This window comes from Bradyrhizobium sp. McL0616 (assembly GCF_049993385.1).
Taxonomy (GTDB): Bacteria; Pseudomonadota; Alphaproteobacteria; order Rhizobiales; family Xanthobacteraceae; genus Bradyrhizobium.
This window is the reverse complement of record NZ_CP188255.1, coordinates 2744999-2758810: the sequence shown is the minus strand read 5'-3', so window position 1 is coordinate 2758810 and position 13812 is coordinate 2744999. Positions and strand designations below refer to the sequence as shown.

Sequence of the window (13812 nt, the reverse complement as noted above, 5' to 3'; positions counted from 1 at the left end):
TTCCATTGGGGGAGTCATCGGTGAGCAGCGAAGTCCATCCCGTCGACGAGGTCTTGCCGGTCCCGCGCCTGCTGGCGCTCGGGCTCCAGCACGTGCTGGTGATGTATGCCGGCGCGGTCGCAGTGCCTCTGATCATCGGGCGCGCGCTGAAATTGCCGCCGGAGGATGTCGCCTTCCTGATCAGCGCCGATCTGTTCGCCTGCGGTCTTGCGACACTGGTGCAATGCCTCGGCTTCCCCGGCGTCGGCATTCGCCTGCCCGTGATGATGGGCGTGACCTTTGCCTCAGTGGGCCCGATGCTGGCGATGGCGACCGCGCCCGACATCGGCCTGCTCGGCATCTACGGCTCCGTCATCACCGCCGGCATCTTTGGCATCATCGCCGCGCCCTTCATCAGTCGGTTGCTGCCTCTGTTTCCGCCCGTCGTCACCGGCACCATCATACTCGTGATTGGTATCTCGCTGATGCGGGTCGGCATCAACTGGGCCGGCGGCGGCCTGCCGACGCTGACAAAGATGGTCGATGGCGTCGCCGGCAGCTTCCCCAATCCGGCCTATGGGCAGTTGCAGGGCCTCGGCATCTCGCTGTTCGTGCTGCTGTTCATCCTCGGCTTGATCAAATGGGGCACTGGCTTTCTGGCTAATGTCTCCGTGCTACTCGGCATCATCGCCGGCGCCGTGCTGGCAACTGTTCTGGGCGTGATGCATTTCGACAAGGTCGCCGCCGCGTCCTGGGGCGCGATCGTGATTCCGTTCCACTTCGGTATGCCGCAATTCCATCCGGTTCCGATCCTGACCATGTGCATCGTCATGATCGTGGTGATGATCGAGTCGCTCGGCATGTTCCTCGCGCTCGGCGACATCACGGGCAAGTCGATCGACCGCGAAGCCTTGACCAAGGGCTTGCGCGCCGACGGCGTCGGCACGCTGCTCGGCGGCATCTTCAACACCTTTCCCTACACTTCGTTCTCGCAGAACGTCGGCCTCGTCTCGGTGACCGGCGTGCGCTCGCGCTGGGTCACCGTAACCGGCGGCGGCATTATGCTCGTGCTCGGGCTGCTGCCGAAGCTCGCGGCGTTGGTCGAGGCCGTACCGCTGGTCGTGCTCGGTGGCGCCGGCCTCGTGATGTTCGGCATGGTCGCGGCGACCGGCGCGCGCATCCTCACCTCGGTCGATTTCCGCACCAACCGCTACAATCTCTTCATCGTCGCGATCTCGATCGGCTTCGGCATGATCCCGCTGGTCGCGCCCGGCTTCTTCCGGAATTTGCCGCACGACCTCCAGCCGTTGCTGGAGTCCGGCATTTTGCTTTGTGCGGTGGTCTCGGTGCTGCTCAACGCCTTCTTCAACGGCCTGAGCGGTGGCGCCGCAGCAGAGGCCGACGCAGCGTCAGTCGCGGCATCGGCGCAGCATGTCTAGCTGCCGCGATAGGTCGAATAGCTCCACGGGGTGACCAATAACGGCACGTGGTAGTGGCTTTCCGGCTCGCTGATCGCGAAGCGCAGCGGGATCTCGTCGAGGAACGGCGGGTCGGACAACGGCACGTTGCGCTCAGCGTAATATTTGGCGACGCCGAACTTGAGCTCGTAGCGGCCGATCGGCAGCGGGCGACCGCCGATCAGCGGCTGGTCGGTACGGCCGTCCGCATTGGTGACGGCGCGCGCGATGACGCGGTTCTCGCCCAGCGCCGCAAGCTCGATCAGTTCGACGGCAATCCCTGGCGCGGGCTTGCCGGCGTGATTGTCGAGCACATGGGTCGAGAGCCGGCCGTGCACCTTGAGCTTGTCGTCGGCAATGACGAGCTGATCGAGCCGCAGCGCCGAGATGCGGCCGATCTCCTCGATCGCGCGCCGCGTCTCGGTCTTGGCGATGTTGCGCAACCGCGTCTCGAAGTCGCGCAGCACGGAATCCTTGGTGTGACGACGCACGCAGACGATATAGGGGATGCCGAACTTCTCACGATAGGCATTGTTGACGCGCTCGAAGGCGGCGTATTCAGCATCCGACAGCCGGTCGAGCCCGGCGCTGTTTTGCTCGTCGGTCGACTCGGCCGTGAGGCCCGCCGCGCGCTGGGTCTTGTTGGCGAGATCGGGATGGGCCCGGATCAGCGCCAGTTGAACGTCGGGCTCGGCGCTCTGGATCGCCGCCATCAACGCAGCATGCAGCTGATTGATGCCGGCGAATGGACGCTGCGCCGCGAGCTGCTCGGCAATCCATGGTGAATATTCGACGACGTTGGCGAGTGCCGCGACAAACGCGGCCTTATCAGCGGCGTTGAGATCGGCGAGCGAGATTTGCGACATCGTGACTTCACCCGATCTCGAACGCATCGGCCGCAAGATGCACATGCTTGTCGTGCCAATGCTGCGCGATCTGGAGCCGCGTCGGCACCCAGACGCGCTCATGCTTGCCGATGTAATCCAGGAAGCGGATCAGCCCCGCCGCACGGCCAGGCCGACCGGCGAGACGGCAGTGCAACCCGACCGACATCATCTTCGGCGCGGTCTCGCCCTCGGCGTAGAGCACGTCGAAGGCATCCTTCAGGTAGGTGAAGAACTGCTCGCCCTCCGCAAAGCCTTGCGGGTTGATGAAGCGCATGTCGTTGGCGTCAAGCGTATAGGGAATGATGAGCTGCTTGCCCTTGGCGCCCTTGACCCAGTATGGCAGGTCGTCGGCATAGGAGTCGCAGAGATAGAGGAAGCCGCCCTCCTCCATCAGCAAGCGGTTGGTGTTGATCGAGGAGCGCCCGGTGTACCAGCCGAGCGGCCGCGCGCCGGTGGCCTCGGTGTGGACGCGGATCGACTCGGCAATCTCGGCGCGCTCCTGCGCCTCCGTCATGTCCCTGTGCTCGATCCATTTCAGGCTGTGGCTCGCGATGTCCCAGCCTTGCTCCGTCATCGCCGCGACAATTTCCGGATTGCGCTTGAGCGCGGTGGCAACGCCGAACACGGTGGTCGGCCACTTCCGCTCGCTGAACATCCGCCACAGCCGCCAGAAGCCGGCACGCGAGCCATATTCGAACATCGATTCGATATTGGCATGACGCTGGCCCGGCCATGGCTGCGCGCCGAGCACGTCGGACAGGAACGCCTCGGAAGCGCGGTCGCCGTGCAAAATGTTGTTCTCGCCGCCTTCTTCGAAATTGACGACGAATTGCACCGCGACCCGCGCATGACCAGGCCATTGTGGATGCGGCGGGTTGCGGCCGTAACCGTGGAGATCGCGCGGGTAGCGGGCGTCCGCCAAGTCAGACTTCCTCGAAGCGGATCGGAAGGGCTCCCTTCCACAGCACGCTCTTGCCAAGCGTCGCGAGATTCTCCAGGCCCGAGGTCACCGTGATGAAGTGGTTGCCGGCGAGCTGGCCCATCTTGCTCGCGAAGCTCACGCCGCCATAAGCCATCAGGATCTCGGTCTCGCTGATGCCGCCGGGATAGAGGATGATCTGGCCGGGCGCAGGATAGCTGGTGTGGTTCTCGTAGCCGACGCCGAAGTCGAGGTCCCCCAGTGGCATCCATACACCCTCGCCGCTCCAGCGCACATGGATGATGTGGCTTTCGAACGGCAGCGCTTTGCGGAACGCAGCGACGGTCTTGGGCGCCGCCTGCTCCTCGAAGCGGGCATCGAAGCTGAAATCACCGGCTTGGATAACGAGTTTGCTCATCTCATCTCTCTGGATCGGGGACATCGGCCCCACGGGAACTTTCAAGCAAAGAGCATTCCAGAGGGCTTCGTGCAAGGGGCGCGGCCCGTCACCTGCGGTCGTAGGACCAGCCGAAAAGGCCACTCCGCCGCACTTCCGGCTCCGGCTCGGCGGCAGGCTGCGGCGCCTCCCTCAGTTCCGCCTGGGGCGGGGGCGCAGGCGGCGCCGGCAGGGTCTCGCACGTCATGGAATAGACCAGCTTGCCATCCGCGGTTCGTCCGATCGGCGCGCAGGGGTCGGGATGCGCCGTCGAGGTCTTCGGAGTCAATTTGACCTGCGCCGCGGCCGGCGAGGCGATCAACAGAAGGACCAGCAGATATTTCGACATCGTTGTCGCTCAAAATCTCAATTCGCCCCATTCAACCGGATTGCGGGGGGCAAGTCCACCGGCCCCAAAGGGCCAATTGCCGAATATTTAGCCGAGACCAAAAAATTTGCTCGCCCCATCGTGAAGGCGGCGTTGCCGATCGTGAAGCCGGCGCTGCTGATATTCGGCAGGGCCCATCGCCATGTCAGCCGCAGCGACGTGCAGAAGGGACATTCCTCTCACAGCCGGAGCGTCGCCACGGGAGAAACAACGATGCATAAAACTTTCACCATTCTCGGCGCCACGCTGATTGCCGCCATCACCATCCAGACCGCCGCAGCAAGCGACCGACACCACGTGCGCAAGGCGCAGCCTGCCCCCATCAGCCAATCGGTGCGCGACTCCAACGCCGCCCTCTGGCCGTCGCAGCCGAGCGAGCTGGAGCAGTGGCGGTATTCCAACGGCGCATTGTCGGCACCGGCGGGACGGTGATGCCGGAAGCATAGAGCGCAACCGCTTGAATGTCGTCATTGCGAGCGGAGCGAAGCAATCCAGAATCCCTCCGCGGAAAGACTCTGGATTGCTTCGCTGCGCTCGCAATGACGGAGCAAGGTGAACCGTCGTCATCTTCTAGCTCGCCATTCGACGTGCAGACAAGCCTTCGCACCCTCGCAGCTGATTTCACCCGAGCTTTGCTTCATCTCTCCACCCTCTTATCCAAGAGGGCGCAGGGAAGGCCGGGTGCCGGCTGGCACCCACGGTCCGCTGTGCGAAGGCACATGCAGAAGAACTGCACAGCGGCATACAGGTGAAGCCCAACACACGGCCTTCCCTGCGCGGTGGGTTGGGTGCTCCACACCTCCGCAAAAGCTTGACTGTGCCATAGGCGGAAGTCGCCGCCCAAGGCGCGCCAATCCGGTGCTGTTACCAGCTGTAGCGAATCGTGCCGGTGCCGGCATAGGTCTGCGACTTGCTTGCGAACTCACCGTCGAACTTGGCAAGCAGCGAGATGCCGTTGGCGAACCGAAGCTCCGCGCCCGCCGAGGCCAGCGCGGAATCTTTCGCGGGGGGCGCTCCATTGACGATGAAGCTCGCCCCCGGCAGCGACTGGAACAGCGGCATAAGGGTGGGGTCGCTCACCCAATCATGCGCCCACGCGACACGACCGCGCAGCGCGAGCACGGCATTCGGATAGACCGCCAACGCCCGGTCGAAGCGCGCACCAAGCTCGGTCCTGGTATCGGTGGCATCGCGCGAGCCGAACGCGAGGGCAAACCCGTTGGGAATGGTGCCGGTCTCGCTATAGCTCGGCGTATGAAAGCTCTGCGCCTGGATCGCTGCGTAGGGCGCAACTCCGACGTACGGCGTCTCGAAGTGATAGCCGCCTTCCAGCCGCCCGCCGTAGCTCTGCGCATTGAAGGCGGCCGTCAGATGGTCGCCTGCAAAAGCGAAACGGTCCGTCGACATCCAGTGATTGGTGAAGGCAAAATCTGCGGCGAGATAGGCCGCACCCCAACGGGTAGCGCCGTAAACGCCGGCCTGGACGGCATCGCTTCTGCCACCACCAAGCTCCTGCGACAGGCTCCAATTGGTACCGCCACCGGCGATCGCAAAGCCCACCACGGAATTGGGCGCAAGGCGGTAGTCGAACCCGCCCGCGAAGCCCGCGGTGCGTGCCGACAGATCGTGGCTGCCGATCACGGGATCGCCGTTGGTCTTATTGCCACCACCATAGCCGCCACCCCACACCGTCCAGCGCGGCTCGTAGACCCGTACCGGAGCCGGGGGCGCCTTGTTGTACACCGAGGCATAGGCCAGAGCCGGGTCCGACCGCTTGGTTTCGCACTCGGGTCTAGAGAGGAGCGCCGGTTGGTTAGTGCGGCCAACATCGCAACGGCCATCGACGAAGGGGTCAAGCATCAGGTTGAGGAACTGGCTGCCGAGCTGGAATGCCGCGGTCTGTGCGCCGGTCGCAGCCTCTCCGGAAATCTGGTCCAGCGCATTGGTGAGATTGCTGCCAGCGAGGCCGAACAGCGACGCGAAGGCCGGCGGCAGCGCGCCGCCATTGTTGAAGAAATTATCAATCGCAGTGCCCACGTTGATTTGGTTGCCGGTGAAGAGCGGCGGGGGCGGCGGCAGTGGTGTTGGTCCACCCGGTACTTCGGGTGGGATGATAGGCGGGTTAGGTTCGGGAACGAGCTGGGCCCTAAGAATAAGTATTGCGCTGTTGCCGTTGTTGGTCACTCGCGCGAAGAAGCCGGCCGGCAAGCCAAAAATTGGCGAGAGCATCGAATGTGCCGGTGAGTCCGCCGGCGGCCGTCAAAATGGTGTATCGGTGTGACACATAACTCCCAGGTGCAAAATCGGCGACCACTGTCCCCGCGAGCGAGGCGGTGCCGGTCACATTGGTGGTTGACGCCGTCGAGGGGTTTAACTGTACGAAGTAGAACGCGCCGGATTGAAATGCGAGGCTACCGGCGACGTTTATGCTGCCCGGCGTTCCCACCGGACCGGGAACGAGGAAACCACCCGCGTTGATGAGGGTCTTGCCCACCGTGCCGCTTCCGCCTAGCGCGCCGTTGCTGTTCACCGTCGTCTGGCTTGACGACGCGATCGAACCATCGACAATCAGCTTGCCGTTGCTCACGACGGTCGGGCCTGTGTAGGTGTTGCTGCCCGTGAACGTGACCGGATTTGCAACGCCGGTCACGAGAACCAGGCCTGTGCCGTCGATCGTGCCGCTCACCGTGGTGGTCGTGTTGCTGAATATAAGTGTGCCGGTGTTGGTGAAGTTGGCATTACCGGCCTGCCCGCTAAGGGTTAAGCTGATAAAATTGATGAAGTGCGGCGCGACCGCAGAATTGTTGACGATACCCTGGCCAACGATATTGAAGGTACTGCCGTTAAACCCGCTGGTAAATGTATAGGCCGGCGCTCCGGCATCGAACTGTATTGTGTTGATCGTTGTGTTCGCCGAGATGATCACCGACGTAGGGGCGCCGTTGTTGGTGAAATTCGCCGTACCGGTTGGCACGGGCGCCGGAGTCCAGTTGTTGCCTTGGCTCCATTCGTTGGCAACGGGAGCTCCGCCCCCGGTCCAGGTCGCGTTTTGCGCGTAAGACGAAGTAGCCGCGAGCAGCGCTGCGACCGCCGTCGTTGCCGACAGATGCGCGCGCACTTGGCCCTTGCGCGAATCCCTCGACGCCGGAACTACCGTGGAAGCGTCTTCCAGCTCGCGCGTGGTCCCGAAGCGACCCGAATATCTTACTGAGTTGGTGGCCCAAGGTTTCCGCGCGCCAGCATCGACATTGGCTCGCCCGATTGTGGTCCCAGAGTCCATCACTGTCCCCAGTCACGGAGTTGCCATTTCGAAACGTCGTGCCGATCGATGGCGGAGCGTGCAGAAGTCAGCGCACGAACTCAGCTCACGCCACAAATGCCGCGAACCTTGCCGCAAGTGTGACGAACAACCAGCGCAACTTGAGTTGGTCACCCGCCGTTGCGAGCGTGTTACACAATGGACAGTGGCGCAGACCAAATCTGGATCTTGACGGAAGTTTCTTCCTCGACCGAGCGATATTGTCCGACTGGGTCAAGATCCGGAGAATTCGCTTTGAGCACAATTGGTCCGCTACGCTCCCGGAAGCTGAATTCGCATCCGGTTTCCACTCCACATCTTCAGACCTGTTGCCTCGTCTGTAACTGCAACCACGGATTTTCTCTCTCGCACCAGATACCCTCGATAAGTGCAGTCGCGCGTACCTCGCTTTCCCTAAAAATCTCGGAGGGCCTCGCCTCGGTGCGGAGGGACCGCCATCCATCGAGGTCCCCCTAGGCGTTCGCACCGGGTAGATGGAACTAACGACAAGCAGCTAACAGTCTCTTTCACGCCGCGCTTGCGCAGGGCAAGTTGAACGGCGGACAAGCAGACGCTCATCTGGAAAAGCACCACCGCGATTTCAAGGACCGGTCCGAGGACGGAACCCACTTGCAACTTGATCTATCGCAATGGGACAGCCTCGGTGGCCCCGGCGCTGCTGCCGCCACGTCGCCGGATGTTCTGGAAAAGCTGCGTCAGAAGGACGAAGCCTCTCGTCAGAGCTCACAAGTCGCCTGCCGTACGCGCGTTCGCCGGCCGCCACAGGGTTCTCCGGCGCTGTCGACGTTGCCGGAAAATGCTGGCGAGACGAACTTCACAGCGCCGCTCATTCGCGCTCGGTTTCGGGCTCACAGGACTACTCGCCCTGCCCGCACCATCTCGCGCCGACGCTGCCGCGTCCACCGCAACCCGGCTCTCGATCAGTGACGACGCACGATCGCCCCTCCAGGTCGAGCCGGGCAATACATACGATATTTCCGAATTTCGGTAAAATGGAATATTTTCATGAGATCGGATTGACAAGCGCACGACACAGGCGGGCACAGGCCCGTAGCTCGGATAGAGCGCAGCGCAATCGGGCGGCTTGCCACGAGCTCGATCGGCTCCTGATTTCGCTGCGCGCCATCCGGGCTACCGTCACCGTCAGTACGGATTATAGTCGTAGCGCGGTCCACCATAGTAGCCATAGCCTGGACCATAATAGCGCGGGCCGCCATTATAATAATAATTGTCGTAGTACTCCTGGCGCCGGCTCTCGGCGATCGCGCCTCCGATCAGACCGGCCGCGACGCCCATGAAGGCAAGGCCCGCGGCGTTCGGCCCGCGCCGATAATAGTGGCGACGTCGCGCGGCGCTAAAATCGGTAGCATTGGATGAGCCCTGCCCTGCCATCGCAGGCGCCCCCTTGGCCGCGGCGGCCGCAGGCGAGATGGACGCCACAGCCAGGGCGAGACCAGCGAATGCGGCCAGTCGGTGATGCGGCTAACTCTCGAATTCACAAATCTATTGCTCATCTCAAAGTCCTCTGTCCTCACCCAAAGAAGAGATATGGAAACAACACATAATGCGCAAAGCTCCGAAATGGTTTCGTGATCGCGGCGATCTGCCGCGCATTAATCGTTTTTAGATCCCCTAGGCGCGATAGCTCCAGTATCTCCGAAGCGTATCGCCCACGGCCTCGAGATCGAAGCGCTTGTCCGGCGCGACTTGCTGCGTGATCAGGTTGAACATGTCGTTGAGGATCGAGCGCTTGTCGCCGAAATAGGAGTGGTGCAAGCCGACCAGGCTGGTGTCGACCAGCGACGCATCGATCGTATCGACACCGTCGACGACCAGCAACGCTTCGCCAGCCTCGCCCGCCCTTGGATAGCCGTGCACGAACTTCGAAGCCAGCAGCGCGACGTCGCGTGACGAGGCATAGAGCGTGAAGCGCGCGGCGCTCCCCTTGAATTTGGCGGCAAGCTGGACGAAGCGGTCGCAGTCGACGTCAGGCGCCGCGAAGACGACCTGACCGAGCTTTGCGGCACCCGCCGGCAATTGCCACGACGGAATCCGTTCGAGCGTGTTGACCAGCGCGCGGTTCCCCATGCTGTGAGCGATGACGTGAACCTCTCGGGCGCCGATCTCGCTCAGCGCGAGCTGGAGAAACGCTTCAAAATGGTCACGCGACCAATCGATCGTGCTTTCGTCCACGGTGTACTGCTTCGCATCCGCCGCCGACGCCCAGCTGTACAGCAGCGTCCTGCCGGCAAACTTCAGGTCGACGGAGATCTGCGCGGCCCGCCGCGCCGCATCTTCGAACGACACGTTGAAGCCGTGCACGAAGACGAGGGCGTCGCGCTGGTCCGCCGCAGCAAGCGAGTCCTTCAGGCTCGCGACGAAAGCATCGCGGCCAAGCGATCCGACCATCTTGAGGATGACGTGCTTTGCCGGATCGGCCGTAAATTCGAAGCGCCACCAGCTCGGACCCGTCAGTTCGCCGAGGTCGCGCCCGCGCGTGGGCACGCTGACCTCCGCAACCCCGAACGCCGGCGCCCCGCGGGCACCGCGAAAATAGTTCGCCGGCGTATCGTCGCCCCGGGCGCGATCCGTGCCGTAGAAGACGGGAATCGTGACGATGCCGGTCGTCTCGTCCGCGCTCGGCCGAACGTGGCCGCGTCGGACCACGATCTCCTTGGCCGGCGGGGGCTCCGCTTCCTGTACGGCATGCCGGACGAGCTCCGCGACTGGCGCTTCGGCAAGCAGACGCTGAACCAGCGCGTCGAGCGCGTGGCGGAGCTCGCTGGGGTCGTCACCGTTGGCTGCACGCCCGGCGAGCTCCAGCAATTCGTCGCGGTAAGCCGGCCATTTGCCGCCGAGCAAAGTCTCCAGCTGCGGTCCAAGGTCGAGCAAGGCAAGCAACAGGCGAAGTGTGTCGGACATCGCACGTCCCTCGTCGCTGAGGGCGGCCAAAGCGGCAGCCTGACCGTCCGTCTCTAGCCTAGAGGTTGTGGGCGATCTGGCAAGTCCGCAAGGCGTGCCAGCGTCAACTTGCCCGGTTCAACGCACCCTACGACAACGCCCCCAGCACGCCGCGCGTGGCCTTGTCGATCTCCTCGACATAGCGGCGGCGGGCGGTGGACTCGGTCAAGAAACCGACCACCTTGCGGCTGTCGGTGGAATCGACAACAGCCAGCATTTCGGCCTCCGCCTCGTCGAACACCGCCATCGCCGACTTCACGTTCATTTCCGGAATCAGCACGATGTCGGTCAGACGCGCGAGTTCGATGATCTGGATGTCGTTGGCGATGGTGTCGAGGTCGCTGGAAAACAAATCGGGCAGCAGGACGAGACCGACATATTCGTCCGCATTGTTGACGATGACGATGCCGGGCCGCGATCCCAGCGGAAACTCGCTCCGGACCGCGGCGATCGTCGTGGTCGACGGCACCTTGCCGACATCGGAGCGCATCAGACGCTCGACGGTGAGGTTGCGCAGCCAGCCGACGTCGTTGGCGCTGCGGATGGTCTCGCCGCGCAGGTGCAGGCGCCAAGTCGAGAACGAATGGCCGAACATGAAGCGGACGCAGATCGAGGTGACGATGCAGCCGGCGAGCACCACGGCGGTGACGTCGACATTGCGGGTCATCTCGAGCACGAGGAACGACATGGTCAGGGGACCGCCGACGATGGCGACGCCGAGCGTCGCCATGCCCGTCAGCATCGACACCAGCGGATCGATCACAAACTCCGGGCTGATGAGCAGCAGCACCGCGGCGAAAAACTTTCCGATCAGGCTGCCGACGAACAGCGAGGCAAAGAAAAGACCGCCGCGGAAGCCCGAGGCGAGCGAGATCAGGCACGCCGTCACCTTCAGGGCGATGATCAGCGCGATCAGACCAATCGTCAGGTCGTGAAAGAGATCGAGCACCATGGCGCCGTGGCCAGCCGCGAGCACCTGCGGCGTGACGATCGCAAAGCTGCCGACGATGAGGCCGCCGATCACCGGGCGCAGCCACACCGGCAGCCAGGCGAACAGGCGCTCAAACGTCGAGGACGAGCGCATCACGGCGATGCCGACGCCGCTGGTGATGAGCGCAAGCCCGATCAGCGCCAGATATTGCTCGATGCCGACGGCGCTGACCTTCGGTATTTCGATGGAGTACGGCGCGCCGCCGAGCCATTGCGCGGTCAGGGCGCCGGCGAGCGAGGCGGCCAGGATCGGCGCGGCGCTGCCGACCGAATAGACGCCGACGATCAGCTCGCAGGCGTAGAAGGCGCCGGTGATCGGCGCGCCGAAGGCCGCCGCGATCGCCGCGGCAGCGCCGCAGCCGACGATCAGCCGCTGGTCGTTGCGGCGGAGATTGAAGAATTTGCCGAACAGCGAGGCGATGCCCGAGCCGATCTGGGTATAACCGGCTTCGAGGCCGACCGAGGCGCCGCAGCCGTTGGAAATCAGCGTCTGGCTCGACACCACCACGCTGTCGCGCATCGACAGATTGCCGCCGCGCAGCGCATTGGCCTCGATCGGGTCGACCGCGCTGGAAATCTTCATCCGCCGCCGCGACCATTCCATGATGCCGAGCGCCAGCCCGCCGAGCGCGGGCGCGAGCAGCGCCGCCCAGGGACTGACCCGGGCGTTGGCGGAGAGGCGGACATCGATGGGAATGCCGTAGATCACCATATGGGCAATCTGCGCGATCTCGGCCATCAGCGTCACGATGGCGCCGGCCAGCGTGCCGATCACCAGCGCCAGCGGAATCAGGTAGAACTCGTTGCTGCGCAACAGCGCGCGCAGCCGAACCATGATGCGGTTCGATCCCTTGCGATCGACGATATGTCTGATCCGCGCGAACACCGCCTGCCCTAACCTTCCGACATGCCGTAGCCGGCCATGCGCTGGCGGACCCGTTCGATCTCGGCGCTCGAGAGCAGCGGTGGTTTTCCGATCTGTAGGCAGCCGTGATATTGCCGCGCCAGCGTCTCGACTTCGACGGCGAGCCACATCGCCTTGTCGAGCGTCTTGCCGACCGCGATCATGCCGTGATGGTCGAGCAGGCAGGCGAGCCGGCCCACCAGCGCACTCACCGCATGTTCGGACAGCTCCGCGGTCCCGAAGGTCGCATAGGGCGCGCAGCGGATACTGTCGCCGCCGGCGGCCGCGATCATGTAATGCACCGGGGGGATATCCAGACCCATGATCGCCAAAATGGTGCAGTAGGTCGGATGGGCATGCACGACGGCATTGACGTCGCCGCGCGCCTTCAGGATGTCACGGTGGAAGCGCCACTCGCTGGACGGCTTCTGGGTGGGGGCATGCGAACCATCCATCGCCATGAAGACAATCTGATCGGGCGTCATGGCCTCGTAAGGCACGCTGGTCGGCGTAACCAGGAGCCCATTTCCAAAACGCACGCTGATGTTGCCGGAGGTGCCCTGGTTGATGCCAAGCGCATTCATGCGGCGGCAGGCGTCGATGATGGCCTGTCTCTTGTCGAGCTCGTCCGCTGTCATCGACATCTCGAATTCCCGGCGATGCACATTCCTTTGAGAGGGGGAGTACGTCAAAGCAATGCGGCAGTGCAAGAGAAAGCGGCCCGATCGCGCGCCGTCTCATCGATGCTCCCGGGATACCAGTAAATATCCCGTAAAATCAACAGGCTAACGGATCGTCGCAGCCCTAGGGCAGGGTCGCCCGGACGGCCGCGATCCCATTGATCACGAACTGCACCGAATAGGCCGCGAGCAGCATGCCGAGCACCCGTGAGAGCACGGCATTTCCGGTGCGCCCGAGAGTACGCGCAATCAGGCCCGCGGAGACAAAGCAGAGCATGCAGAGCAGGCAGACCGCGAGGACGATCGCGATGATGATGGCAAGTCTCGGCCCGTAGCCGGCATCGCCCGTCAGGAGCAGTGTGGTCGCGATCGCGCCGGGGCCGGCCATCATGGGGATTGCCAGCGGAAACACCGCGACATCGGAGGCATGCTCCGACGTCGCCTTGTCGGCCTCCCTCGCCTCGCGATGCGGACGGTCGCCGAAGATCATCTGGTAGGACACCCCGAACAGCAAGAGCCCGCCGGCGATCTGGAACGCAGGGATGCCGATCCCGAGCTGGCGCAGCAGCCAGTTTCCGACCAGCGCGATCACAATCAGGATCGAGGCCGCGATCATAGGGGCGCGCAGAGCGACCGTCCGCTTGATCTTGTCCGGCATGCCCCCGGTCGCGGCGAGGAAGGCCGGCGCAAGGCCGACCGGATCGACCACCAGCAGCAGTGTCACGAAAGCGGACAGGGCGAAGTCGAGCATGCGGATAGGTCGCGCGCGAGGTGCTGCCGCAATCCATAACGGCTCACTGCAGCCTTCGCGAGGAACATTTGTCCTCGCAGAGTCTTGGTCGCGCGAGGATTGAGGACGGGATCGCCTTTCCCGTGCCCCTCAAGAGGAGGA

Annotated in this window: 12 protein-coding genes and 1 pseudogene; 2 read left to right on the top strand and 11 right to left on the bottom strand. The window is 63.6% G+C overall.

Features of this window, described 5'->3' with window-relative positions; translation table 11 throughout:
* Positions 1 to 20 precede the first annotated feature (20 nt).
* Positions 21 to 1418, top strand: coding sequence for a nucleobase:cation symporter-2 family protein (locus ACPPVR_RS13050; RefSeq protein WP_426614617.1), 1398 nt, complete (start codon positions 21 to 23; stop codon positions 1416 to 1418).
* Here the strand turns inward: ACPPVR_RS13050 and uraD are convergent.
* The 4 genes from uraD to ACPPVR_RS13030 form a co-directional block, all read right to left on the bottom strand.
* On the bottom strand, positions 1415 to 2302 hold the full coding sequence (gene uraD, locus ACPPVR_RS13045) for a 2-oxo-4-hydroxy-4-carboxy-5-ureidoimidazoline decarboxylase (RefSeq protein ID WP_426614616.1): 888 nt from the start codon (positions 2300 to 2302) through the stop codon (positions 1415 to 1417). The genes ACPPVR_RS13050 and uraD overlap by 4 nt on opposite strands.
* Positions 2303 to 2309: 7 nt before the next feature.
* Entirely contained in the window at positions 2310 to 3245 is a 936-nt protein-coding gene (gene puuE, locus ACPPVR_RS13040; RefSeq protein ID WP_426614615.1) for an allantoinase PuuE, read from the bottom strand.
* 1 nt (position 3246) lies between these two features.
* Complete coding sequence (locus ACPPVR_RS13035) at positions 3247 to 3660, bottom strand: DUF3830 family protein (protein WP_426614614.1); 414 nt, start codon at positions 3658 to 3660, stop codon at positions 3247 to 3249.
* A gap of 88 nt (positions 3661 to 3748) precedes the next feature.
* Entirely contained in the window at positions 3749 to 4027 is a 279-nt protein-coding gene (locus ACPPVR_RS13030; protein WP_426614613.1) for a hypothetical protein, read from the bottom strand.
* Positions 4028 to 4159: 132 nt separating this feature from the next.
* Here ACPPVR_RS13030 and ACPPVR_RS13025 point away from each other — a divergent pair, with 132 nt between their 5' ends.
* A complete protein-coding gene (locus tag ACPPVR_RS13025; protein ID WP_426614612.1) occupies positions 4160 to 4498 on the top strand; it encodes a hypothetical protein in 339 nt (112 codons plus the stop codon).
* 432 nt (positions 4499 to 4930) lie between these two features.
* Here the strand turns inward: ACPPVR_RS13025 and ACPPVR_RS13020 are convergent, their stop codons facing one another.
* The 7 genes and pseudogenes from ACPPVR_RS13020 to ACPPVR_RS12990 form a co-directional block, all read right to left on the bottom strand.
* Positions 4931 to 6103 (bottom strand): autotransporter outer membrane beta-barrel domain-containing protein, encoded by a 1173-nt coding sequence (locus tag ACPPVR_RS13020; protein WP_426614611.1) that lies wholly within the window; start codon positions 6101 to 6103, stop codon positions 4931 to 4933.
* 109 nt (positions 6104 to 6212) lie between these two features.
* Positions 6213 to 7184: a hypothetical protein gene (locus tag ACPPVR_RS13015; protein ID WP_426614610.1), complete on the bottom strand. Its 972-nt coding sequence runs from the start codon at positions 7182 to 7184 to the stop codon at positions 6213 to 6215.
* 1344 nt (positions 7185 to 8528) lie between these two features.
* Positions 8529 to 8899 (bottom strand): annotated as a pseudogene (locus tag ACPPVR_RS13010) (hypothetical protein).
* Between the two features lie 118 nt (positions 8900 to 9017).
* On the bottom strand, positions 9018 to 10307 hold the full coding sequence (locus ACPPVR_RS13005) for an alpha/beta hydrolase (protein ID WP_426614609.1): 1290 nt from the start codon (positions 10305 to 10307) through the stop codon (positions 9018 to 9020).
* 127 nt (positions 10308 to 10434) lie between these two features.
* The gene (locus ACPPVR_RS13000) at positions 10435 to 12222 is read right to left on the bottom strand and encodes a chloride channel protein (RefSeq protein WP_426614608.1); all 1788 of its coding nucleotides are present in this window, start codon (positions 12220 to 12222) and stop codon (positions 10435 to 10437) included.
* 8 nt (positions 12223 to 12230) lie between these two features.
* On the bottom strand, positions 12231 to 12884 hold the full coding sequence (locus tag ACPPVR_RS12995) for a class II aldolase/adducin family protein (RefSeq protein WP_426614607.1): 654 nt from the start codon (positions 12882 to 12884) through the stop codon (positions 12231 to 12233).
* 160 nt (positions 12885 to 13044) lie between these two features.
* A complete protein-coding gene (locus tag ACPPVR_RS12990; protein WP_426614606.1) occupies positions 13045 to 13671 on the bottom strand; it encodes a MarC family protein in 627 nt (208 codons plus the stop codon).
* Positions 13672 to 13812 lie beyond the last annotated feature (141 nt).

What these genes read in the sequence shown, in the direction of transcription:
- uraD (WP_426614616.1), bottom strand. Translation starts at nt 2,302, where the DNA reads ATGTCGCAAATCTCGCTCGCCGATCTCAACGCCGCTGATAAGGCCGCG.
- ACPPVR_RS13035 (WP_426614614.1), bottom strand. Translation starts at nt 3,660, where the DNA reads ATGAGCAAACTCGTTATCCAAGCCGGTGATTTCAGCTTCGATGCCCGC.
- ACPPVR_RS13030 (WP_426614613.1), bottom strand. Translation starts at nt 4,027, where the DNA reads ATGTCGAAATATCTGCTGGTCCTTCTGTTGATCGCCTCGCCGGCCGCG.
- ACPPVR_RS13005 (WP_426614609.1), bottom strand. Translation starts at nt 10,307, where the DNA reads ATGTCCGACACACTTCGCCTGTTGCTTGCCTTGCTCGACCTTGGACCG.
- ACPPVR_RS12995 (WP_426614607.1), bottom strand. Translation starts at nt 12,884, where the DNA reads ATGTCGATGACAGCGGACGAGCTCGACAAGAGACAGGCCATCATCGAC.
- ACPPVR_RS12990 (WP_426614606.1), bottom strand. Translation starts at nt 13,671, where the DNA reads ATGCTCGACTTCGCCCTGTCCGCTTTCGTGACACTGCTGCTGGTGGTC.